A 23924-nucleotide genomic window follows, 5' to 3' on the forward strand; every position below is an offset into this window, starting at 1 on the left:
GAACCCTACTTGCGTATGTATTCTTTAAAATAATAATCGTATGGATTTCTTTCGTCTTTTGGTCCTTTTTCAGATGAAAGCAATTCCCATTCTTCATCATAATTTTGAACTAGGAAGAATGTATCTCCTTCAAAATGATGATCAATATATGTCAAATAGATTTTTGATACATACGGAAGAAGCTGTTCAAATAATACTTGTCCCCCGAATATGACACATTCAGTATCGGTATCTTTTTCTATTTGAAGAATTTCATCCACTGAGTGTACGACTTTTACTCCATCAACGACCCACGATGGATCTTTCGTTAAAACGACATTCGTTCTGCCAGGAAGAGGCTTTCCTATAGACTCAAACGTTTTTCGACCCATAATTAAAATTTTACCCATCGTGGTTTGTTTCACATGGGCCATGTCGGCAGGAATACGCCATGGAAGATTATTATTGATACCGATAACGCGATTTCGATCATGTGCTACAACAATTGAAAACATTTTAATCCTCCTTTTGTTTAATCTTCTCTTGTTAAATTTTAAATATCCATCTTCGAAAAATCATTGCTAATATCATTTTATCTCATATATCGAGTAACATATAAGAGAAAAACCGAACCACAGTCGGGAACGGTTATATTGACTTGGATATTTACGACTAACAGACTACTAAAAGTCATTTACTACTTGATATACGAAACAATTAAATATTACTGACTTCTTAATCGTCAATGGACCTATTTAACCATTTAAATAACGGATTTGCAAGGTCAAATTTCTAACAATCTATACATGTTTATTCAGTAACATGATATAAACTTCTTTCAAAATCCCCTCCGGTAGATGATTTAGATTTATTGTGTTTTTAGAAATAAAAGGTTTTTGGAATTCCGTTGTTACATAACGGGCATTATATTTTATAATTTCGTAAAATGCTAACCTCAGGTCCTTGTTGTAAAGTTGGTCATATTTATGGAGTAATTGATTAATATCTCTTATTGTTACTTGCTCGCTAATCAGCTCTAAACTCATAGCATACACTTCAATTGAAGGATGTTTATCCATGAAATAGCGATAATTTAGTAAAGATTCCTGTAATCTTTTCTTGTTAACTTCATGTTCTTGATGAATTGTCCCCACAGCACGATCCACTTTAAATGTAGCACCACACTGGTGGAGCCTGTACCCTAATTCCCAGTCCTCCCATCCATAGCCAATAAACTTTGGATCAAACCTTCCCGCCTGGTCTAATAAAGTACGCTTCACTGAAAGATTACCACCCATGCAGGCAACCCAAGGAATCAGAAATTTGTCCAATTCATCCCCATAAGGGACAATGATATTAGAATAATAATAATCTTTAAAACGGATTAAGTTTTGAAATTCTTCACTTAGGAAGTTTATATTCTGGTCCACGATTTTTTTTTGGGCTCTTTGAGTTATATAATAATAATACATGGCGCCAGTTAAAACCAAGTTTTCACATTTCTCATGCCTTTTAACATGATTTTCAATATAGTCAGGATAAACCAACATCTCCGCATCAAGAAAAATGATTAAATCCCCATCTGTATTGGCAATCCCTATATTCCTTGTTTCTGCAAGTCCCATTTTTTTATTATTTCGAACCATACGAAAATGATTCGGAAGATCAATTGTACTGGTGCGATCATCTGATGCATCATCCACAATCATCACTTCATAATTATCATGACTTTGTTTCCGTAATGCTTCAATTGTATTTTTAAGCTGTTCATACCGATTGTGACTCGGAATGACAATTGATACTTTCACGATTTTTCAACTCACTTACCTAATCATATTTTCCGATATCAATCCAATTTTCATTCTTCAAGCCCATCAATATAAGCCAGAAACAGCACATCTACATTTTCATTAATCTATCTAACCCGATTATTTCATTGATCCAAGAATCAGTAACAATTTCATCCGTAATAAATGTCTGCATTCCTGAACCTATATCGAATGCTACTTTTCCATACCTGGATGCTATATATGGGGTAAGGATAAGTGCATTTATCCCTGCTCCTAAAAAACATATATCAAAATCGATTGTTTTAAGCTGTTTTTTTACAGTTGGTATATCATCATAGGAATAGATAGGTAGTGCTCCCACTACTTTTACACCTAATGTTTTTCCATACTTATCTTCCATACCCTTTTTAGCTTTTTCAGCCAGTGATCCAATTAATAATACTTTTCTGTTACGTAATATTTCTTCAAACTTATCTTTTTGCGACTTCATAAAAACTCTTCTAATATTAGCTTCAAAATACTCTTTTGGTTGGATATTATAAATTGAAAAAACACGCTCCGTGATTTCCTTGGAATTTTCTTCAATTGTGTTATAACCCACAATATCAGCACTATTCACCGCGGCAATCCCTTCCATTTGAGCAATGGGGTTTGGAAACCTTATTCCACGATGATAAAAGCCTTCTTTCACATCTTTATTGGCTATCTTTTTTTCCTTTCTATAATGGCCTTGAAATTTATTTAAAATAGGATCCTTATCGAATTGATCTTGTCCCATCACAACGGCTTCGGTTTGACCGACTGATACAATCGATAGAGGCCTTTGTTTTTTCAAACTTCTTAAAATACGGTCCATTATTTCACCGCTTGATAATTGGTTTGACAAATTTCTCTCTCCCTTCGCTAAAAAAATCACATATATTAGATTATTTTTCTATCCATTTACAGTAGCTTAGTAAATCATTTACATGCTTTGTAACCCATGATTGCTCAGGAGTTCTCCGACTATTATTCTCAAATTTATTTAAATACCATTGAATTAAATAACATTTATAAAGGATTCGTGCTGCGAGATAACTACCATAAAATGGTTCCCATTTAACTGGCTGTGAACTGTATTTATTCCATCCGTCAACATAGGACCTCAAAGCTGTTTCATTTAACTGACTTGTAGGAACATGAATATCTTCCTCACCAATATATTCCATCAATAAAGTCATCGGTCCAATTTTCATATTCTCAAAATCAATAATTAAAACCTGGTCATTAGAATAGCTAATTAACGTATTAAACTTCGAAACATCACCAGGATGCAATGTACATGGTACTCCGTATAATTTATGGATTATTTGCAATATCCATTTTTGATCCATTCTTTTAATTAAATCTAAAAATTCAGATCCGCCAATCATTTTCAAAAGATCTTCTCTGCTTTCACGGAATTTAATACCCTCATAGATTTCATCAATATGGTTACGAATAGATATTTTGTCAATAAAGTGATCTAACTTCCCTCTATAATCTTCGTTCGTATTTATCAATTTATCAATCTTATCATTATCAAACTCATTTATTTGATTTCCCCACTTAGCTGCAAACTTCCCATAATCTTTATAAACCCTTTTAACGATTGCTTGATCACTAAAATCTGGGTTTACTCCTTCTATCCACTCTAGAATCAGGACCTTTACATTATTATGGGCATCATAGGCTATGATTTTTGGGATTTGTTCTTTTACAGAGTTAGATAATTTACTATAAAAAAGCACCTCAACCAGTATCGCTGAATCTCTTCCATATTTAATTAATATTTGTTCGGGTATAGCATTTTTATTTTCCCGCCATTTGATACGCTCTATTCTCTTTGAGGCGTCAAGTATCAACTCTCTTTCCAAAATCTCAAACGAATCCAAGCTCAGAATCTTTGCAATCTCATCAGAATTAAGTTCAGACATTCAATTCCTTCCTCTCATAATAAGCACAAGCATTTATGATTAATCTATCTTCCTTACTTCTGTTCATTTGTTATTATTTCCTGAATCAACTCGACAAATTGTTTTGCACGCTTTTTCGTCGTATGGTGTTCATGAACCATCAAATAGCCTTGTTTAGAAATCTTATACCTTTCTGATTCATTCTCCAGATAATACTGCGCCTTTTCCTGAAAATTATCTTCATTGATCTCCACAAAATGCACTCCTGGTACAAATCCCATGTCTTCTAACTCGTTCGATGAGGGAGCTAGCAACAAAGTCCTGGAGGCCGGTACTTCTAAATATTTTGTAAGAACATACTCATATCTTGAATTACATGTAAAAAACATTTTGGAGCGGTTTATTTCTTTTGCATATTTTTCACCAGCAAATACATTCTCTTCGTCATCATCTATATTTCGATAACCAGGATGCTCATGATAAACAAATCCAGGCTTATCTTTCATAGCTTGTACAACTTTATGTCTAATCGGATAGACCCGATGGTGTACCGCCCCCATTAACAAATAATCTATTTCTTTTTCTAACTTATAATCTTTAAAAATAGCTGGATTAATATGTTTGGGCAGCCATTTCATCATATGCGCAAACTCCGGATACCACTCGAGAAACTTATCGCGATAATACACAAATATATGCTTTACATTATCAGCATGGAGAGCTTCTTTCCTATCCTTAATATGATAATGAATATCATATAAATTAACTGCAAAAGGGATTTCCAAAGTGCTGAGGCCTGTAATTTTTGGAGAGTTACTTTCTCCGAATTCATTTATGAAAATAAAATCCGGTTGAACTTCTACTTTTTTCAGAATATCCTTAATATCGCCTGACTCATGCCAAACAGTTAAATTTGTTAGCTTGGCTACCTCCATCAATAAATAGTGAAACTCTGGGGATATATATTTGCTGAAATCACCAGTCGTCACAAGAAGGTTTATTTTTCGCACTTGTTTCCCTCCTTAAAAATATTAGAAATTACAACTTGTCTTTTCATACTATGAATAACTTCGCAAAAGGTAACTATAAATACCCAAATCGTGTATTTAGAACTGCTAAACTAATTTTTTTAAATTATTTCCGGCAAAAAAACAGCTGCCGATTTTGTCGACAGCCACAGATATAGATAAGGTGTTCATATCCTTATCTATCTCTTCTATTCGAAATAATTTCATTTACCGTAAACAGAAATTCCTCTACTCTCTTTTCCACAGAGTGTCTTTCTGCAACTAATTTATAGCCTTTATCAATTATTTGTTTTCTTTCCTCTTCATGCTCTAAATAATAATTCACTTTTTCAAGTACATTATATTCATCTACTTCAACAAATGTTTCCCCATCAATAAACCCCAATTCTTTTAACTCATTTGATCCCGTTCCCATCAATAATGTTTTGCAGGCCAGGCATTCGAAATATTTCATAAGAGGCAGCTTTTCAACAGAATCACATGTTACAAATATTTTTGCTCTTGATAATTCTTTGGCATATGTTATTCCTGTTAAACGATTCGAATTTGCTGGTAATTCTCCATAACCTGGATGATCGAAATACTTAAAGCCTGGATAATTTAACAACTGCTCATACATAGCAAATCGTTTTGGATATACCCTTTTGATTAGAATCCCCATCATTAAACAGTCAATATCCCGCTCTTGCCCATAGTCTCTGAAAATATCAAGTGGAACAAAATGGGGCATCCAAATGTACCGTTCCTTTAATTCGGGGAGGATACGGTTGCTTGCATCCCTATAATGTGTAAAAATATGCTGAATGTACTCCCGCTCATAAAACAGTCTGCGACGGTAAGGTTTATATTTAATCTCATGTATTATAGCCCCTACAGGTATAGAGGTATCCCTTATACCACGTATTGTAGGTGTATAATCCGACTTAAAATCATTTAAAAGAATAAATGAAGGTGACTGCGGCAGTCTACTAAGTATTCCGCTTAAATCACCATCATTTTCCCATATATATAAGTTACATTGTTTTTGAAGTTCTGAGACAAAGTATTCTGTACTTTTATTAACCCGATTATGGAACCTTTTTGTAATAAATAAAATGGTTAATTGTTTAATCAAACGCATATCCTCCTTAAAGCGGCTTCATGTGTTTATAAAAACCACATGAAGCCACATTATCTTTAAATAACTTAAGGAAGTTCAAGAGAAGTGATTTGATTAAATCTTACGATAAATGTCCTTCCTCCAAATGAAGAATCAACTTGTCTAAATTCAGCATAATCATTGCCTACATTAACAACTTGTACATTAGTTAAATCAGGTTCTCCATTAAATTGAGATCTATTGACATGAACTTCTGCAATTTCTTGACCCGTTCTTAAATAATGTCGTAGTAGCTGTCTAAAGGATACTCTTGCAATAGACCTTGATAGGGTCGATTCAGAATTATTCCTGGCCATTTCTTGAGTCGCTGTTATATACTCTGTTAACAGTTGTTTTAAGGAAGCACTTGTAATAGCTCCAGATGGAGTCTGCTTAGATTCAGGGTTCCACTCTGCCATTTTTGTTCACCTCACATATGTTTCAGCTATAATTAGCCGTAATTTAATTATATGGAGATTTTCTATGATAGCTTGTTTGCTTGTCCTATAACTTTTAAAGAATTTATTATGTAAAATGACCATTTTTATTGATGATGTACTTCACCCTAAAAGTTAGAGTTGAAATCTAACTTTTAGAGGTCACCTTATGAATCATTAGAAAATTAAACTTTTATCGAAGCTTTACGCAACTTCTTAACTGAAGTAATATTTATTCTTCTGAATTTAACTTTCCAATAATTGTTTCAATTACCGAACCAATCCCAGCTACAGACAAAACCATCAATAAAAAATAGCTAACTACTGGAATATAATAATCGACCATTACTAAGCCTATACTAACCCATATTCCAGTACACCAATGACAACTTAGTAATTCTCCGAAAAAATGTTTAATCCCCTTTTCTTTAACTATATAAAAAATGATTTCATTGCCTTCTTTATCGACTTCACTGATTTCCTCAAAAAATGGCTTTCTGATAAATTCAGTGATTTTATCAAACACAAATAGGCGTGTTAATCGAAAAGCTGCTAATCCTATTATGAATATTTTTACAATATCTAGCTCCATTATTAATCCCCTTTTTCTTCAATTTTTATAAATACATTTAAAAATAGGCTATATACTCAAACAACTATACTCTTATTTTCATAACCTGTTAGAGAAATGATTTCATCAAGGAGGAGAAGATATGAGCTGCGGTTCTGAATTTGAAACATCCAGTTGTATTTGTGATACTTTACTAGCTATTGTGGAAGCTCAAGATTTAGTAAAACCCGATGAAGAAACTCTTGGAAAAGGCTGCGAAAGAGCAATTAACGAATTAAATAATGGTAAACTTTTTGGAGGATACAAATATAACACGATTCCAATTATGCTTACTGTATTTAACACCGGAAAACTATTTGAGGGGCATGGAACAACTAAAAAGAAGGGAAAATGTTATTTTGTTGAATCCAAAATTTTCCGCATCGACAATGTTGATTCTGATTCTTGTTGTGCAACCTTAGAATTATTAAAGAAAAAAGATCATTTTCCAAAAGGTATAGACTCAGATGACCATCATTATGAAAATCATAAAGATGATTATAAAGATAATCATAAAGAAGATCATTATTTTGAGGAACTCGAAGGAACCGATGCTTATATTACTGTTGATTTGAAGATGTTTGGTGCAGTTACTTGCCTTTGTCCTGTAGCTATCCATCATGATTGTAAATAAACTGGCAGGTTATAATTTACTTTCATATATTTACAGCCTGGGGGTATCTCCTCAGGTTTTCTTTTTGTGTTTGATTTTTATTACCTTCACTTTTGATTCGATTTATTATCTTTAGGCTTATCCTCTTTAGGCTTATCCTTTCCTTCTGATACATCTTATGAAATTTACCTTTTTTTGATTAGGCGATAGCCAACATATTCATAAAAAGATGACCTATTTTTCAATTTCAAGAAAAATAAGGTCATTGTTATGTTTAATCTATATAATAGAAAGTTCATCAACATCATCTATGGCAATTAATCTAATTTTTTCATCTACTTTTACCTTTAAAAATTCTCCACGTTTACTCTCTATTTGCCCAACAAGGGTTTCTCCCTCAATTTTTATTTCACAGAAAGGCTTCTCCACTACTGATGGATACCTTGCTAACCTTATTAATTTCATACGAAGATCATCTTTTAGAGGATCACTTTCGACTTGAACCTCAATATTTTCATCCGACTTGAAATCTTCTTCACCTTGGCTTGTTTTTCCTATAAACAAATTTTCTGTGATATTATCAGTATCTTTTTTTAATGCTTCTTCATGCAACTTCTCTGTAAGTTCATTTTTTACAGCTGCTTCGTCCTCTTGTAGACTATATTCTTCTTGTAATTTATTATCCTCTTTTTCTTTGATACTTCCCTTACTGTGATAAACTTCCTGCATATTCTGAGCAATCAATTTACCTTTATTCACTGGTTGGATAATATAAAATATCGGTTCTTTTTTATTATTTTCCATTTCATTATCATTCATTGTTTTTCTTCCTTTCCTTAATGGGTCATTTTTATATGTATGCATATGGCCTTTGTCCTTTGACAAATTAGTTGTAACAAACAAGCCTTATCATTTAGCCTAAAAGACACATTTTCTGAGACAAGAAGTGAGGTGTGAATTGGTTTACGTCTTGTTTTTGTTATAACAGTGGTAACCTTATCTTCTTATGCTTTAAGGATAGAAACTCACCCTATCGACACAGAAAAGCCGATTGCAAGTTAAAGCAATCGGCCTTGTTCTCTTTATTTTCTCACTTCTTCCCAGATAACCGCCTGTTCTTCATCCCCTCTAGCAATTTCTGTTGAAGGCGCAAATATTCAAGCAGTTCATCTTTGGAAAGTACCTCGAATAGTTCTAAAAAAATCGATTCACCAATCTTTTGGGCCTCGTTTAAAGCTATACATCCCTGCTCGGTAATCTTTAAATAAACAGTGCGTCGATCTCCTTCATCATATAGCCGCTCAGCCAGCTCAAAATGAACGAGTTTTGAGGCAATATGCGTGACTGCTCCTTTGGTGTAGCCAAGCATATCAGCGAGTTCACTTTGCCTTAATGTCTTGCTATCACTAAGTTCAGCCAGAACGAGTACTGCCGATACACCGATTGGATAAGAGTAACGCGACGTGAAATCCACGATGTGCTCATTGGAGACTTGTTCAATGGAATGAATTAAGTCAAATAGATTATCTTGTTCCATCATCATCACTTCTTAACGAAGCATAGTTGCTCCACCATCGACCATGATGGTTTGCCCAGTAATATATTGAGAGTCTGCGCTCGCTAGGAAGACTGCCACACGGCCGATATCTTCCTCTACATCGCCGAAGCGGCCAAGCGGAATTTTATTCACAACAGCCTGGTAGTATTCCGGCTGCGCTTTTGCCCATGTACGTACGCCTTCAGAATCAGCAATCGGACTGATCAGGTTAACATTAATACCATAGCGTCCCCATTCATTAGCGGCAACACGAGTGATTCCGCGGATAGCTTCTTTCGCAGCTGCATAGGCAGCTTGTGTTTGGTCACCATTAATACCCGCTCCAGAGGCAAAGTTAATAATGTTTCCTTTTGTTTCCTTCAAATAAGGAAGGGCTGCCTGCATCAAGTAGAATGTAGGAAAGAATCCTGTTCCAAGTGACAGCTCTAAGTCCTCATGTGTAATCTCTTCAAATAATTTTTGTTTACATGCATGTGCATTATTGACTAACACATCCAGTTTGCCATACTTATCCACAACTGTTTGAATAATATTTGGTAAGTTTTCACGATCCATTAAATTAGCTTTCACAAACATGGAGTTTGGAGAGATGTCCTGCAGAATTTTTTCCGCCGCTTTGCCTGTTTCTTCATTTACATCGACAATCGCGAGGATAGCACCTTCCTTGGCCATTGCTTTCGCCATACCAAGCCCAATACCTCCCGCACCACCTGTAATAATGACAACTTTTTCTTGAAGTTTCCCCATAACAATTTCCCCTTTATTTTCTTATTAAACTATATTTTAACAATAAACTATTTATTAATAAACTAATACGCTTTCATTTTTAATAGCTTGCTTGGTTTTTCATTTATAAAAACTTCTTCATAAAATAAAACGTGCTCGCATAATAAAAGCAAGAAACCTATATGAGCTTTCTTGCTTCATAATTAATTTGCTTTTAACATAATACACATTTACTGATTGAGCACTTTACTTACATAAGGATATCCATCCAAAGCTTAACCGCTGTAGCTGCAATGATGACTGCAAGAATCCACTGCAAAACTTTTGTATTCATTGATTTGCTCACCCTTGCTCCAAGTGGTGCAGCAATGATACTTGCGATTATCATGATCAAAGCTGGTCCATAATCAACTTGTCCTGTCAGAATCTTACCAGTGCTTCCACCGACAGAGGAAATGAATGTAACCGCAAGGCTTGTCGCGATTGTCATTCTTGTTGGTATTTTTAGAACAACAAGCATGATTGGTACAAGCATAAATCCTCCTGCTGCACCAACAATTCCTGAAGAAATCCCTACAATAAAGGCAAGAATGGTGGCGAGTGGCTTGTTAAACGTAACTTCTTTAAGTGGTTGCCCATCAATTTGTTTTTTAGGAATAAACATCATAATTGCCGCGATAACAGCCAACAGAGCATATACAATATTGACAGCACTTTCTGATAAAAATAGAGAACCATAGCTTCCTATAAAACTTCCCGCCAGGATGGATCCCCCCATATAAAGAATGAGCTGCTTGTTTAAGTAACCGCCCTTCCGATAAGCCCAGACACCCGAAATGGAGGCAAATAATACTTGGACTGCACTAATACCCGAAACTTCATGCGGACTAAATGCGATAAGACCAAATAATGGCGGAATATATAAGAGCATCGGGTATTTGATGATTGAACCGCCAACTCCCAGCATCCCTGAGATAAAAGAACCTACGAAACCTATCATAAAAATAACTACTAAAAATAAAATATCCATATGCATTACACTCCTTTCCAATAAAAAAAGCGGACTTCCAAAGTTACGGATGTCCGCTATATTCTTATGCCTTCTGAATATAGAATTTCAGTACTCCGGCTTCTTCTGTTTGCTCTACGATGGTGTGCCCGCCAGATTTAGACCATGCGGTAAAGTCGTTCAACGCACCCTTATCTGTGGCAAGTACCTCCAGTACCTCTCCGGATTGAATTGCTGCTATTGCCTTCTTTGTTCTAACAATTGGCATTGGGCAAGCCAGCCCTTTTGCATCTAATGTTTTAGTGATTTTCATATCAATCTCTCCCTTTGTTAAATTAGCGAACTGCACAGCGGTTTGGACCAATTTCCATTTCAGTTTGTTCATCTAGTTCGGGTATAATTTTACCCATATTCACTTGACGGATTTGCTCATATGCATTTGGCTGCGGTGGCAGATTTTCTGTGACTATCTTACGGAATTCATTTTCATTATCAATATTTAAACCATGATTTTCAGTCAGCAAAGTTCTAAGCCGTTTGGCAACAGTACCGTCTTCGTTTACTTCATCCATAATCATGAAATGAGCAGGAAGGACAATTAATTCATCCGCAAGCACACGGTATCGTTCATACAATGTTTCACGTAAATCGTCCATCCAATCCTCGGCAAGACCAGCTAAATCCGGGCGCCCAATTGAATCGATGAAAAGAATATCCCCCGTAAGTAAGTAACTTCCGCCAATGACAAAAGAAGTGGAGCCGATTGTATGCCCCGGTGAGTATATAGCATTGACTTCAATCTCTGATTCGCCAAGCTTCACCGTTAACCCGTCTGTTAATGGCGTATAATTATATACAACTTCCTCAGCATCCTGCTGTGGAAGATAATACTGTGCACCTGTCTGTTCAGCAATTTGGCGCCCACCAGAGATATGATCAGCATGCAAGTGTGTGTCAAATACATGCTTGATTTTCACTCCCTTTTCTCTGGCAAAGTCGATAAATACATCCGTGAATCGGACTGCATCGATGATTGCCGCTTCCTCACCAGAGATGACCATATAGGAGAGACAGCCTTTGCCAAGGCGTACAAATTGATAGATCTCTCCTCCACCTTTCAAATCATCTACCTTTACAGGCTCAAGGTGCATACTCCATGCCTTCATACCACCTTCCAAATAGGCAACAGGTCGGCCAGCCTCTGCCAGCATTTCAGCAACCATGACAGATGATCCTTCTTTTGCACATACTACAAGAACTTCTTTATTCACCGGGATTTCAGAAAGAATTTCCTCTACACCATCTAGTAATTCAAAATAAGGTATATTCATATATTCAAAGCTCTTAGCCTCAATCTTCCAATCCTTAAATGCATCTTGATTACGAACATCCAAAATAAATAAGTCCTTATGTTCAATCACATATTTAGCCACATCGGTAGCTGTCCATTTCAAAACTTTCATTTTCAGTTACCTCCTGACGTGATTTTATTCGTTTCTTTTATTAATTCGCCTTTCCAATCTTTCATGCCAGGGAATACATTGAATACTTTTTGAAATCCGCTTTCGACAAGTTTGTGAGCAGCTAGTTCACTACGTCTGCCTGTACGGCAAATGACGTAAATATTTTGATTGGAATCTAGTTCACTCATTCTTTCCTCCAATTCCCCAAGAGGAATTGACTTTGCCTGAGGCACATGCCCAAAGGCATACTCGGCTTCCTCACGAACATCTAAAATGATACCCTCACTTGTTGCAAGATCTTCATTTGTTATTGTTCGTTCAAATGGTTTATCAACCTCGCTATCTGCACCACCCTTACGGATATAATGAATAAGGATTTCGCCATCTTCATTTGTACCAATATATTCATGGCCAGCTGATCCCGCCCAGGCAGCAAGATCGGCCTTTGATCCCTTATCTGTTGCCGTAATTTTCAATACCTTGCCCACAGCTAATTCTTTCATCGCTTTCTTCGTTTTCACGATAGGCATTGGGCACGCGAGTCCTTTTGCGTCCAAGTGAACATCTGCTTTGATTGACATTATGAGACCTCCTATACTCCATAGGGTATATTATTGTTTAAAAATTTTTGACCGTCTTCCCTTTCCAAACAAGCATACCTCCAACCATATTAGTTGCCTGAAATCCAATCGATTCCAGATAAGAGGCAGCATTGCCACTTCGAGCGCTTGAACGGCACACGAGAATGTATTCCTTATTTTTATCCAGTACACCAATACGGTCCTGAAGCTCACTAAGCGGAATATGGATAATGCCTTCAATATGAGCCTCAGCCACCTCTTCTTGCTCTCGTACGTCAATTAAATTTAGTAGCTTCCCTGCTTCTAAGCGTTCTTGAACTTCTCTTGCTGTAATTTCCTTCATTTAGCTCACCCTTCCTCAAATCCTTACAAGTATTAAATTAAACCTTAGAAAACTAACAGATCTTACTAACAGATCTTACTTGAATTTAAATAAACAAGTTGACTGCTCCATTTTCTGCGTCTGCAAGATAGGCGGCAACTCCGGCATAATGAACGTCATCCAGCAACTCTTCTTTTTTTAGACCCAATAAATCCATTGTCATTGTGCACGAAACTAGCTTGATCTCTTGTTCCTGTGCCATGTCAATCAAATCTGTTAAGGTGAGTGCATTATGTTTCTTCATGACATGCTTAATCATTTTTGGTCCCATGCCCATCATATTCATTTTAGAAAGCGCTAGTTTTTCAGCACCTCTTGGCATCATAAAGCCAAACATTTTCTCAAGGAGGCTTTTCTTTACTTTCATTGGCTCCTGTTTACGTAATGCATTGATTCCCCAAAATGTATGGAAGATTGTCACTTCATGGTCATAGGCAGCCGCTCCGTTTGCAATAATATAGGCGGCCATCGCCTTATCATAATCCCCGCTGAATAAAATGATATTAGTTGATTTCTGTTCCATTGCTCCTCCTTAGAATACATATACCCCTATAGGTATTTATTATTGTAAAAAAATATAATCTTTTCCTGTTATCTGCTTTTAACGAGCAAGTTTACCGCCTGTCCAATTAATTCATTCATCTGTTCCTCATCTCCATCAATCGCACGTACACATTCAATTAAGTTTTCACTGACGACGATACCAATTGTTCGCTCTATTCCGGAACGTACCGCTGAAAGCTGGGTGATCACATCCTTACAATCCTGTCCTTCATCCATCATACGTTGTATGCCACGAAGCTGACCTTCCATTCTTCTTAATCTCACTTTCGTTTTATCATCATAATTCATTCATCATTCCCCCTCTCAGTTGTATTATATCGATATGCCCATCGTATACCCCTATGGGTAATTGGTCAATCAGAATGCTCAATAAATTCTTCACATCCTTTCATGCCCTAAAAAAATACTGACATTCTAGATTAAAAGTACCTGCTTAGATTCATATTTTATATTCATTAGTTGCCATGTATTTGTTTATGTTATGGGCTTTTTAAACACTAGCAAACCGTATATTTTTAAAAAATTTGGCCATACTATGCTTAACTTTGTTTGATTTTTCAAGGAGAAATTTATGTATAGAGGTATTATATTATTGGATGAGAAATGTCCTATTATCCAAGTCCCAAATTTTGTGAAACATTGCCCATTAAAATCTGTCAATGATTTTATCTGTCAAAAAAATATAGAAATTGCAACCTTAAATCCCCATCAGCTTACCAGCTATTATACACGCCCGTTTGCCTTATATTTTGATTTAAAAAAAACCAGAAAAGATCGTAAGGTTACTTATGATTATTTAGTAATAAATCTTCACGAAGCTTTCCAAAAATTTACGGATACCTATCCGGAATATTGGAATGAAATACAAAGTTCGTTTCACCATATCCACTTAATTAAGTGACTTAGTAACTGAGTAACCCTTTAGTCTAATCCAATTGCATCACAATAACTCTATTATTTCCACCCGATAAATGAATAGATAAGATTCGAGTACTCATTACTTTTTGAAATTATGAAACAAACTCATATCCCTGCAGTTTTATATAAAAAGGCGTACAGAATATCACTATTCTGTACGCCTTTTTGCTATCAGTTATGAGGCTGTCCGTAAGCACTCTAAATTAAACAGCAATCGGTGCTTTGATCGTTGGATGCGGGTCATATCCTTCAATTTTTATTTGATCCAGATTCATATCAAAAATACTTGTAAATGAAGAGTCAATCACCAGCTCAGGAAGCGATCTTGGTTCTCTTTCCAATTGAGTCTTCACTTGTTCTACATGGTTTAAATAGATATGTGCATCACCAAGAGTATGGACAAATTCACCAACCTCCAGACCACATTCAGCTGCAATTAAATGAGTCAGCAATGCATAGCTGGCAATATTAAATGGTACACCGAGGAAGATGTCTGCACTTCTTTGATACAGCTGGCAGGACAGCTTGCCGTCTGCCACATGAAACTGGAATAAACTGTGACATGGCGGCAAAGCCATAGTTGGTACATCCTCCGGATTCCATGCAGATACAATCAATCTTCTGGAAGATGGGTTTCTTTTAATTTGTTCAATCACATCTTTAAGCTGGTCAATCGTTTCACCTGTTGACGTCTTCCATTCTCTCCATTGTTTCCCGTATACATTGCCAAGCTCTCCATACTTCGCCGCAAAGGCATCATCATTTAAGATTTTCTCTTTAAATAAATCCATTTGTTCCAAATATAATTGATTAAAATTTTCATCCTGTAAAGAACGAATACCAAAATCAGTCATATCAGGACCTTTATACTCTGAGCTTTCAACCCATTTTTTAAATGCCCATTCATTCCAAATATTATTATTATGCTGAAGCAAAAACTTGATATTCGTATCTCCGTTAATAAACCACAGTAATTCACTTGCAATCAAGCGAAATGGTACTCTTTTGGTTGTTAATAATGGAAAACCATCCTTCAGATTAAATCTCATTTGGTGGCCGAATACAGAGATTGTACCTGTCCCTGTACGGTCTTCTTTTTTTGTCCCGTTATTTAGAACATGCTGGCAAAGATTTAAATAGGCCTGTTCATTTTTCACCATTTGTTGATCCTCCTATTTTATTGTTCTTTTACTGTGTACCCATTCTTTTCAATATTTTTTATGATTTCGTATGTGAGAGGGGCCTTTTCCAAACATTCTGCTTTAGTTTCTTGATTGAAGTAATACATCGCAAAAACCTCAGCAAAGTACTCCTCTGGATAATCAATAAAGTATGCTTGATTCGGGAATAGTTGTTGCACTTCTTTTAACCAAGCATTTTGAAAGTAGCCCGTTTCACTAATATTATTCAATATAATTTGATCGACTGAATGTCCAAGCTCATGTAGTTCTAGATTAGTTGAACCATGGCCCGCTCCTTTTTCACTGTGCCCGATTTTTACTAAGACTGTTTTACTGCCACCCATTCCGGGTACTTCATCCCAATTTTTCGAGGAATACCCTCTTGGCTGAACTCCTTTTAAATGGGCAGCCTCCCGTTGATCCGTCAATGCTCCCGTAAATAACTTAATCTTAATTCTATTCTTTTTTAATACTTGAAGTAAGCCTTCAGGTAACCCACTTATTCTTTCTATAATAACCTCAGCCTCATCCCATTGATCTTGATCATCAGGTAAAACAATTATAGTTGATACCAATGATTTATTCTCAAAGCCAGATAAATTCTTTAAATAAACTGACTCTGCATAATTTTGCCCTAATGGAAATAATATAAGAGTGGCTACCATAATGAATATAAAAATGAATACAAGTAAATTTCTGGCCTTCATCACAATTCACTCCGAAGATTAATTTTTATATCATAAAAACCCTATTACCAGTCAATGAGAATATATAGGGTTATGTATAAAACTTCGTGAAGAAATCTAGATAGGCGTATATGTATGGTTTAACCATTTATCAACAATGGCATATATCCATTTCGACAAATCATTAAAAATTATACCATATGATGAGAGTTTCGAAGTGAACGAGTGGTCATAAAAATTATGGAAGTTCATCTGACCGTTTGCAGCTAAACAGCACCATCACAGCATTCCAGCAATCCCCTTTTACAATAAAGTATCCAGGGAGAGGTGGTTAAGATACGGTTCCATCCTGATAAATATAATCTTGATGACGAATTAATGGAAGATTTGTATTCTGCTATGACAGATTGGAGATTAGTGGTATTCGATAGTCTAATTACTCTTGGATTTTGCATAGGCTTTATTTTCATTCATCTCTCTTAAAAGAATTCCTGATCATATCCTGATCAGGAATTCTTTTAACATATTCTATGCCGACTGATTCTTTCTACTCTTATAAAAGTGCAACAGAATGGTTGCGCCAAAAATCACAATGATAATGAAAAAGAACATAGTATGATCGATATGTAGACCAAAATTGGAACCAACCATTTTAACAGCGATAAAGGCAATCAAAATATAAGCAGCACTTTCAAGCTCTGGTATTCTATCGATTAACTTTAAGAATACACCTGCCACACCCCTCATCATTAAAACACCTAATATGCCTCCAACGAACAAAACCCAGACTTGATTACTTACACCAAAGGCAGCCAGTATACTGTCTACAGAGAATGCGATATCCATCAACTCTACGGATGCAACTGTCCCCCAAAAGTTACCGAACAATCGTTTGAGCAAGCCAGATTTTTTTACGTCCGGAACATCAGGAGTCGTTTCAAAATGTTTATACTTTTTGTAAAAATACTGAATGGAAAGCCATGCAAGATAACCTCCTCCAATCAGTTTCACCCACAAAATTTCAATTAAATAGACACCTACTCCTATAGCTAGGAAACGGAATAAATAAGCTCCAATCAACCCATAAAACAAAGCTCTTTTTCGTTGTTTTTCCGGAAGATCCTTTACCATTACAGCAAGGACGAGAGCATTATCGGATGATAGCAAGCCCTCCATCAGAACCAGTGTACCAATTAATCCCCAACTGACTGGGTCAGACAATACCTCTATCCACATCTGCCCATCAAAAAACATAGCGTATGTTTCTATTAACTGTGAAAAGAATTCATTCATGGTTGTCTTCATCTCCTGATTATTTTCTTTAACACAAAAAAGAAAATACGTTGATTACAACGTATTAACCTGAAAATAGTAATCTATCAATTAATGATCTGCTTAGCTAATCCACTTAGGAGGAGTGTTTTGACTCCAATAAATCCTTGCCATCGAGTGATGGGCGTCAAAATTATCTTTGTATGTATGGTAATGAAATTCAAACCAATGGCCTTCTCCAGGCGGGTTCTCTCTCCTGACATGAAATCTGATGAGGTCTTCATTGGTTTCCCGATCATAAACATGAAATATTTTTTCACTTAAACCGCCGCTTGGCTTTTCTGATATCGCCATATTCAGCAGCTTTTCTTCCGGTACATCAGATGAAAATTCCTGCAAGGCGGATTCAATGTTCGGTAATACACTCGTATAAAATTCATCTTTTATATGGGGACCAATTCTACTCCCAAACTTTTCAAAGGATTGCTCCTCAGCGCGAAGCATGGCATACGATAAAAAATCACTTTGACTAAATACCGTTACAGGAGATTCACTGCTTACATAATCAGTTTGGCCAATAACAGGATTGTTTTTGGTTTCTTTGACAGTACTTCCTTCATACCATTCCTGATACTGAGATGGAGATATAATTCCAAAGCTTAAAACAGAAAGCCCAACTACCAAGGATTTCTTAAGAATACTTGACCAATTTTTCAAATTAAAATCACCTGCCTATTCAGCAAAACGGGCTATTTCTTCACCCCGTTTTATTAATATTGGAAGAGCGAATTTTGATTTTTTTAACTATTCTAATTCTATCACACCAAAATGAAATTTTGCAGTTTTTCTTTTTTCAACGCTAAATCCAAACCGGGAAAATCGATCACTCCTGAAATGGTCCTTAAGAATAATCCTCTTTTTGGCAACTCTCTTGGCTTCCACTACTGCTTCATCTGTTAACTCCTTGTAGGAAGCAAATGAACTCAAAGACTGAATTCCAGCACTTTCAATGACTCTTTCTGTAAACATTGGATCAAAATAAACGACATCATAGGAGCGATCCTCAGCTTTTTTAAGAAAGGTTAAATAGTCTATGTTCACAGCTTCAATTCTCCCGGCAGCTTCGCCAAATTTCTCATTCTTAAAAGGATAATTTTGCAGTCCCTCCTTAATAACAAAGTAAACAAACGGATTTAACTCTAAAGCAGTTATTTTCCCGCTACTCCCTATGATATAAGAGGCAATCAAGGCATCCGCTCCCATACCAAGTGTACAATCAAGAATAGACATCCCTTGATTTAATCCGGCTGCCCTGACAAATGGATCCACTTCCCCTTTCTCAATTCTCTTCATACGGACTGCGGCCATATTTGGATGGAAAAATAATGGATCTATTCCATGCAGGTCATATAATTCTGTTTTGATCTTCCCCACTACCAGACATGGTTGGTTATAGTAAGATTGCAACTGTTTAATCGTTCTTTTATTGCGTTCAATATACGGGATCCCTAATTGTTCAGCTGTTCTTAATGCTTTTTGATTCAGCACATTATTCGTTTTTTCAATCGTAGTGACAAACACATAAAAAACTCCTTTAAAATCTGCAAGATTTCTTGTTGAGCAGGCTTCTTTAAATCTAAAGCGATAGAAACTTATTTACCCTCAGGCTCATATTAAAAAAAGGAATACTCATGTGAGCATTCCCTTACGTTTATTTACAATACTCAGAAAAAGCATTTAATAAATTCTCTTTAACGTCTTCTAAAGTATGTCCTTCAATCTCATGTCTTGGAATAAAATGAACCACTTCATTTCCTTTTAATAAAGCCATTGAAGGTGAAGATGGAACTTCCCCAAGATATTCTCTCATTCTGGCTGTTGCTTCTTTATCCTGACCGGCAAAGACTGTTACAAAATGATTCGGTTTAATTTCAGCATTTACTGCTTCTGCTGCAGCCGGTCTTGCCAAGCCGCCCGCACATCCGCATACGGAGTTGACTACAACCAATGTAGTACCTTCTGCCTTTTCCATAAATTCATCTACTTGTTCCGAAGTCGTTAATTCTTCAAAGCCTGCTTCAGTCAACTCTGCTCTCATTGGTTTAACCATTTGTCTCATATATTCTTCATATGCCATAGACATTCATAATTCCCCCATTCAAAGTCTTACATTTGTAGGATACATTAGATAGCTTACATGTGCAATCCATGTATTCCCTAATATTGTATGTAACATTACCTAATATAGATGTAAACTCCCCGTTTAAACAGAGGCATATACTCTTTCCTATGCTCAACTAAAGCAGCTGCCAAGTGATTCGACACTGCCTTCCTGATATGCTCTATTATTCTTGAACCTTGTTATTTTTTCTGGCTTCAGTCATTTGTTTCCATACAGACCCAAGGGCTTCATCACCATTTTTAATACGCTCACTGGCCATCTTCGCCTGCAGAGCCACTTCAAATTCTTCATCATTTTCCGCTTTTCGAAGCGCTGGCAAAGCATTTTCCCCACCAACCTCATACAAGTACATGGCCGCTCTCCAGCGTACTAGCTTACTTTTATCAGCTAAAGCTTCAATCATAGCCTGCTCAGCTTCTGGGAAGCCTAAATCGGACAAGCAGTCCCCTGCTGTTCTTCTGACCGTGACACTCTTATCTTTTAGTCCCTTATATAAGTATGGCAAAACGATCGTGTCTTCAATCATTCCTAAATAGACCACAGCAAGCCTTCTGATAGATGCTTTTTCATCCTCCAAAGCTTTATTGAGCAGCGGCAGATCCAAAACATCCGGATCCTCCATCTGATCCAAAGCTTGAAATCTGGCCTTCCAGTCTTCCTGATCCAAATCAGCTTCCGTTAGCTTTCTTCTTTTCACCTTAACGGGTTCTGCCTTCTTGGTGGTGGTGTCCTGAGCGTCTGCAACAAGCAGCGCTAACCGTTCTTCTGGATATAAGGCGATGATTTCATCCATCACCTCTTTCCCAATCTGCTCAAGCTCCCCGTAACGATTTCCAAAATCACTCCATTTACGGATTAACACAGCATTATCATCCTCAAGCTGAGATTTTTGGAAAGCATCCATAAATGCTTTCGGCATAGCCCATCGTTTTTCTTCCAGGTCACTATTTGCTTTAATCTGGATAGGGATTCCTTTAAAAACTTGAATTTGGACCTTCACTTCTCCAAATCCTTTGTCAGAATTAATTGGATTAGTTCCAGTGTCTTCAACTGACTCACCAAAAACGGTTCGAACCTGTGCCAATATACCAGGCCAGTCATATTTAGCATTTCTTTCAACTGCCAGGAAGTCTGCTACATGGTATACACCTTTAACACCTTCAATATGTAAAATTTCTTTTATAAATGAAGGTGCGGTATCAATTGTATCCTTTTTATAATTCGTACTTTTCCCAGCCGGCAATTCTTCATTTAAGATAACCTTCATCGTATTCGGGCTCGGTGTCGGCTCAATCGAGACAATCCTCATCATAAAATCCCCCTGATCTATTTATCTAGGGGGATTGTAGCATATCTATCTAAATATTTACATACTTACGATTTAGCCTTCTTGTATTTCTGAAAGATAGGACCATCGTTCAATCAAATGTTCCAGTTCTTCATTTAATTGAATTTCTTCCTCAGCTAATTTATTCGCCAGTTCAAAATCACTGCCTGCTTTATTTAGTTCGGCAGCTACTTCCTCCAGTCGTTTTTCAACCGCTTCTATTTTTTCATCGATGCCTTCCCATTCTCTCATCTCATGATAGGATAGACGTTTTTTCGTTTTTGTCTCTTCTGCACGTTTTATTTTAGGAGTTGACTCTTTCTCAACGGCAGTTGCAAGTCTTTCCTGCTCCTGTTTCCATTCCAAGTAATCACTTGCCTGCCCATAGTATTGCTGAATCTGTCCATTCCCTGTAAATACCCATAATTTATGACATGTTTTATCCAAGAAGTATCGATCATGTGATACGGTTATAACAACACCCGGAAAATGCTGAAGATACTCTTCCAAAACAGTTAATGTCTGAATATCCAAATCATTTGTCGGTTCGTCCAATAAAAGTACATTTGGAGACTCCATCAATATCTTCAATAAATAAAGCCTTCTTTTTTCTCCGCCTGAAAGCTTCCCGATGACCGTCCCATGCGTATGTGGCTCAAAAAGGAAACGTTCCAGCATTTGTGCGGCCGAAATTCGCTCACCATCTGCAAGCGTGACCGCTTCACTTGTTTCCCGGATATATTCAATCATTCGCTTATTGAGTGGTAAATCTTCATTTTCCTGAGTATAATAGCCAATCAATACCGTAGAACCCCGATCAATTGAGCCACTAGTTAAAGACTCAGAACCGGCAAGCATTCTTAATATGGTTGTTTTTCCACTGCCATTGGCTCCGAGGATACCAATTCGATCTCCCTTTTGTAAAATGACAGAAAACTGATCGATTAAGAGTTTATTTTCATAGGATTTTGAAAGATTAACCAGCTCCAACACCTTTTTCCCAAGTCTGGTTGAAGCAACATCCAAACTTAAATCGTCACTTGCATTACCAGCATTCGCTTCCTCCTGCAAGGATTCAAAGCGCTGAATTCTCGCTTTTTGTTTCGTCGTTCTCGCTTTTGCCCCTTTCCGCATCCAGGCCAATTCCTGTTGGAACAGCCTTGAAACTTTATGAGCTGATTTCGCTTCCATCTCGTCTCTGATCGCTTTGATTTCTAAAAATTTCTCGTAGTTTCCGTCATAAGAATGCAATTGCCCCTTATCAAGCTCCCAAATCTTTTTAGTCACGGCATCTAAGAAATATCGATCATGAGTTACAAATAAAACCGAGCCTTGATATCCTTGGATATACTCCTGCAGCCACTCGATACTGTCATAATCCAAATGGTTTGTCGGCTCGTCTAAAATAAGCAAATCTGCTTTTTCCATTAATGCTTTAGCTAAAGCACAACGCTTTTTTTGCCCTCCGGATAAAGAACCCATTCTAACATTAAGGTCTTTGATTCCTAGCTTATTTAACATAATTTGTGCATTTGAATGGATCTCCCAGCCACCGTTTGCATCCATTTCAGCCTGCAAATGAAACATTTTATCAAGAAGAGCTGAATCATTTGGGGACTCCTTCATATGTTCCAATAGCTCTTCGTACTTTCGTACAGTTTGAAATACAGGTGAGTCATTTCTATAAATAAAGGCTGATACCTTTTCATCTTCGTTTACTTCAACATTCTGTCCTAGATATGAAATCCGGTAATCCTTTGGCTTATCAATCAATCCCCCGTCCATTTCTTCAATGCCGGCAATGATTTTTAACAGTGAAGATTTCCCTGTTCCGTTTAAGCCGATTAAACCAATTTTTTCGTTTTCACTTATGCTAAAGTTAATATCCTTAAAGAGAGTCTTCTCTCCGTATTCCTTTTTAATGTCGATTCCTTTTAATACTTTCATTCCATCATATCCTTTTTAAACTGTTCTAAAAACAACAAGATAAATTGATGACGTTCTTCTGCCAACCTTTTACCTGTACGTGTATTCATCAAGGTTTTTAATAGTAGTAATTTATCATAAAAATGCGTGAATGTACTAGGGGCAGAATCATCCTTCGGTAAATAAATAGGATGCCCCTTATGACTGCCATATGCGAAAGCACGGGCTATACCAATGGCTCCCAATGCATCCAGACGGTCCGCATCCTGCACAATGGCTGCTTCAGGGGATAAGCCCTCTCTTAAACCCTCACTAAATGAGATACTGGAGACATCCCTTTTAATCTTTTCCCTAATTTCTTCATTTTTCACATTAGATTCGAGCCATTCGCTAAGTACCGCTTCTCCCGCTTTTTTTGTCCCATTTAATTTGGAATCGGATAGATCATGCAGTAGGGCGATCAGTTCAATTAGCTCAGGATCGCCTGTTTGCTCGGTTTGATAGATTAATAAGGATAGCCTTCTGACACGATCCATATGCTGCCAGTCATGGCCCGTTGTATCGTTAATAAAACGTTTTTTCACGAATTCTTCCGCTGCTTTAATAGCTTCGCGCATAAT

The 23924-nt window shown here is 36.7% G+C and carries 29 protein-coding genes; 2 read left to right on the forward strand and 27 right to left on the reverse strand.

Annotated features, from left to right (window positions below; translation table 11 throughout):
• Positions 1–5 precede the first annotated feature (5 nt).
• From A8L44_RS13365 to A8L44_RS13400, 8 genes are all read right to left on the reverse strand, one after another.
• Complete coding sequence (locus A8L44_RS13365) at positions 6–494, reverse strand: dihydrofolate reductase (RefSeq protein ID WP_066107165.1); 489 nt, start codon at positions 492–494, stop codon at positions 6–8.
• A 285-nt stretch (positions 495–779) separates the two neighbouring features.
• Complete coding sequence (locus A8L44_RS13370; protein ID WP_066107166.1) at positions 780–1787, reverse strand: glycosyltransferase family 2 protein; 1008 nt, start codon at positions 1785–1787, stop codon at positions 780–782.
• A 91-nt stretch (positions 1788–1878) separates the two neighbouring features.
• Entirely contained in the window at positions 1879–2655 is a 777-nt protein-coding gene (locus A8L44_RS13375; protein ID WP_066107169.1) for a GT-D fold domain-containing protein, read from the reverse strand.
• A 40-nt stretch (positions 2656–2695) separates the two neighbouring features.
• Complete coding sequence (locus tag A8L44_RS13380; RefSeq protein WP_066107173.1) at positions 2696–3724, reverse strand: hypothetical protein; 1029 nt, start codon at positions 3722–3724, stop codon at positions 2696–2698.
• Positions 3725–3777: 53 nt separating this feature from the next.
• Positions 3778–4713 carry a glycosyltransferase gene (locus A8L44_RS13385; protein ID WP_066107176.1) on the reverse strand — a complete coding sequence of 312 codons (936 nt, stop codon included), beginning with the start codon at positions 4711–4713 and terminating at the stop codon, positions 3778–3780.
• A 193-nt stretch (positions 4714–4906) separates the two neighbouring features.
• Entirely contained in the window at positions 4907–5845 is a 939-nt protein-coding gene (locus A8L44_RS13390) for a glycosyltransferase family protein (protein ID WP_175354301.1), read from the reverse strand.
• A 71-nt stretch (positions 5846–5916) separates the two neighbouring features.
• A complete protein-coding gene (locus A8L44_RS13395) occupies positions 5917–6288 on the reverse strand; it encodes a hypothetical protein (RefSeq protein ID WP_066107177.1) in 372 nt (123 codons plus the stop codon).
• A gap of 250 nt (positions 6289–6538) precedes the next feature.
• Positions 6539–6898 carry a DUF1360 domain-containing protein gene (locus A8L44_RS13400; protein ID WP_066107182.1) on the reverse strand — a complete coding sequence of 120 codons (360 nt, stop codon included), beginning with the start codon at positions 6896–6898 and terminating at the stop codon, positions 6539–6541.
• 121 nt (positions 6899–7019) lie between these two features.
• On the opposite strand from A8L44_RS13400, the gene A8L44_RS13405 reads away from it, so the two are divergent.
• Complete coding sequence (locus A8L44_RS13405; protein WP_066107185.1) at positions 7020–7550, forward strand: CotY/CotZ family spore coat protein; 531 nt, start codon at positions 7020–7022, stop codon at positions 7548–7550.
• Positions 7551–7808: 258 nt separating this feature from the next.
• On the opposite strand, the gene A8L44_RS13410 is transcribed toward A8L44_RS13405, so the two are convergent.
• From A8L44_RS13410 to A8L44_RS13455, 10 genes are all read right to left on the reverse strand, one after another.
• Entirely contained in the window at positions 7809–8348 is a 540-nt protein-coding gene (locus A8L44_RS13410; protein WP_066107189.1) for a hypothetical protein, read from the reverse strand.
• 271 nt (positions 8349–8619) lie between these two features.
• A complete protein-coding gene (locus tag A8L44_RS13415; protein WP_066107193.1) occupies positions 8620–9066 on the reverse strand; it encodes a MarR family winged helix-turn-helix transcriptional regulator in 447 nt (148 codons plus the stop codon).
• Positions 9067–9078: 12 nt separating this feature from the next.
• Entirely contained in the window at positions 9079–9834 is a 756-nt protein-coding gene (locus A8L44_RS13420; protein ID WP_066107196.1) for an SDR family NAD(P)-dependent oxidoreductase, read from the reverse strand.
• A 229-nt stretch (positions 9835–10063) separates the two neighbouring features.
• Positions 10064–10843 carry a sulfite exporter TauE/SafE family protein gene (locus A8L44_RS13425; RefSeq protein WP_175354302.1) on the reverse strand — a complete coding sequence of 260 codons (780 nt, stop codon included), beginning with the start codon at positions 10841–10843 and terminating at the stop codon, positions 10064–10066.
• A gap of 64 nt (positions 10844–10907) precedes the next feature.
• Positions 10908–11135 (reverse strand): sulfurtransferase TusA family protein, encoded by a 228-nt coding sequence (locus tag A8L44_RS13430; protein WP_066107202.1) that lies wholly within the window; start codon positions 11133–11135, stop codon positions 10908–10910.
• A gap of 22 nt (positions 11136–11157) precedes the next feature.
• Positions 11158–12285, reverse strand: a complete 1128-nt coding sequence (locus tag A8L44_RS13435) for an MBL fold metallo-hydrolase (protein WP_066107205.1) — start codon at positions 12283–12285, stop codon at positions 11158–11160.
• A gap of 2 nt (positions 12286–12287) precedes the next feature.
• On the reverse strand, positions 12288–12866 hold the full coding sequence (locus A8L44_RS13440) for a sulfurtransferase TusA family protein (protein ID WP_066107211.1): 579 nt from the start codon (positions 12864–12866) through the stop codon (positions 12288–12290).
• Positions 12867–12903: 37 nt separating this feature from the next.
• Positions 12904–13209 (reverse strand): rhodanese-like domain-containing protein, encoded by a 306-nt coding sequence (locus tag A8L44_RS13445; RefSeq protein WP_066107216.1) that lies wholly within the window; start codon positions 13207–13209, stop codon positions 12904–12906.
• 85 nt (positions 13210–13294) lie between these two features.
• Positions 13295–13771 (reverse strand): DsrE/DsrF/DrsH-like family protein, encoded by a 477-nt coding sequence (locus A8L44_RS13450; RefSeq protein ID WP_066107219.1) that lies wholly within the window; start codon positions 13769–13771, stop codon positions 13295–13297.
• Positions 13772–13839: 68 nt separating this feature from the next.
• Positions 13840–14100 (reverse strand): metal-sensitive transcriptional regulator, encoded by a 261-nt coding sequence (locus A8L44_RS13455; protein WP_066107222.1) that lies wholly within the window; start codon positions 14098–14100, stop codon positions 13840–13842.
• 283 nt (positions 14101–14383) lie between these two features.
• Between A8L44_RS13455 and A8L44_RS13460 the strand changes: the two genes are divergently transcribed.
• Positions 14384–14713: a hypothetical protein gene (locus tag A8L44_RS13460; RefSeq protein ID WP_066107225.1), complete on the forward strand. Its 330-nt coding sequence runs from the start codon at positions 14384–14386 to the stop codon at positions 14711–14713.
• 220 nt (positions 14714–14933) lie between these two features.
• Here A8L44_RS13460 and A8L44_RS13465 read toward each other — a convergent pair whose 3' ends face one another.
• The 9 genes from A8L44_RS13465 to A8L44_RS13505 form a co-directional block, all read right to left on the reverse strand.
• Complete coding sequence (locus tag A8L44_RS13465) at positions 14934–15890, reverse strand: thymidylate synthase (RefSeq protein WP_066107229.1); 957 nt, start codon at positions 15888–15890, stop codon at positions 14934–14936.
• A 17-nt stretch (positions 15891–15907) separates the two neighbouring features.
• A complete protein-coding gene (locus tag A8L44_RS13470; RefSeq protein ID WP_066107232.1) occupies positions 15908–16618 on the reverse strand; it encodes an anthrax toxin lethal factor-related metalloendopeptidase in 711 nt (236 codons plus the stop codon).
• Positions 16619–17125: 507 nt separating this feature from the next.
• Entirely contained in the window at positions 17126–17890 is a 765-nt protein-coding gene (locus tag A8L44_RS13475) for a TerC family protein (RefSeq protein ID WP_066107240.1), read from the reverse strand.
• A gap of 102 nt (positions 17891–17992) precedes the next feature.
• Positions 17993–18586: a YpjP family protein gene (locus A8L44_RS13480; RefSeq protein ID WP_066107243.1), complete on the reverse strand. Its 594-nt coding sequence runs from the start codon at positions 18584–18586 to the stop codon at positions 17993–17995.
• 87 nt (positions 18587–18673) lie between these two features.
• Complete coding sequence (locus A8L44_RS13485) at positions 18674–19450, reverse strand: class I SAM-dependent methyltransferase (protein ID WP_066107246.1); 777 nt, start codon at positions 19448–19450, stop codon at positions 18674–18676.
• 130 nt (positions 19451–19580) lie between these two features.
• A complete protein-coding gene (locus tag A8L44_RS13490) occupies positions 19581–20012 on the reverse strand; it encodes a BrxA/BrxB family bacilliredoxin (protein ID WP_066107248.1) in 432 nt (143 codons plus the stop codon).
• A 202-nt stretch (positions 20013–20214) separates the two neighbouring features.
• The gene (locus A8L44_RS13495; protein WP_066107251.1) at positions 20215–21360 is read right to left on the reverse strand and encodes a conserved virulence factor C family protein; all 1146 of its coding nucleotides are present in this window, start codon (positions 21358–21360) and stop codon (positions 20215–20217) included.
• Positions 21361–21432: 72 nt separating this feature from the next.
• Complete coding sequence (locus tag A8L44_RS13500) at positions 21433–23325, reverse strand: ABC-F family ATP-binding cassette domain-containing protein (RefSeq protein ID WP_066107254.1); 1893 nt, start codon at positions 23323–23325, stop codon at positions 21433–21435.
• Positions 23322–23921 (reverse strand): HD domain-containing protein, encoded by a 600-nt coding sequence (locus A8L44_RS13505; RefSeq protein WP_066107831.1) that lies wholly within the window; start codon positions 23919–23921, stop codon positions 23322–23324. The genes A8L44_RS13500 and A8L44_RS13505 overlap by 4 nt, the downstream gene beginning before the upstream one ends.
• Positions 23922–23924: the final 3 nt, after the last annotated feature.

The organism is Bacillus sp. FJAT-27986, assembly GCF_001685035.1.
Classification (GTDB): domain Bacteria; phylum Bacillota; class Bacilli; order Bacillales; family Pradoshiaceae; genus Pradoshia.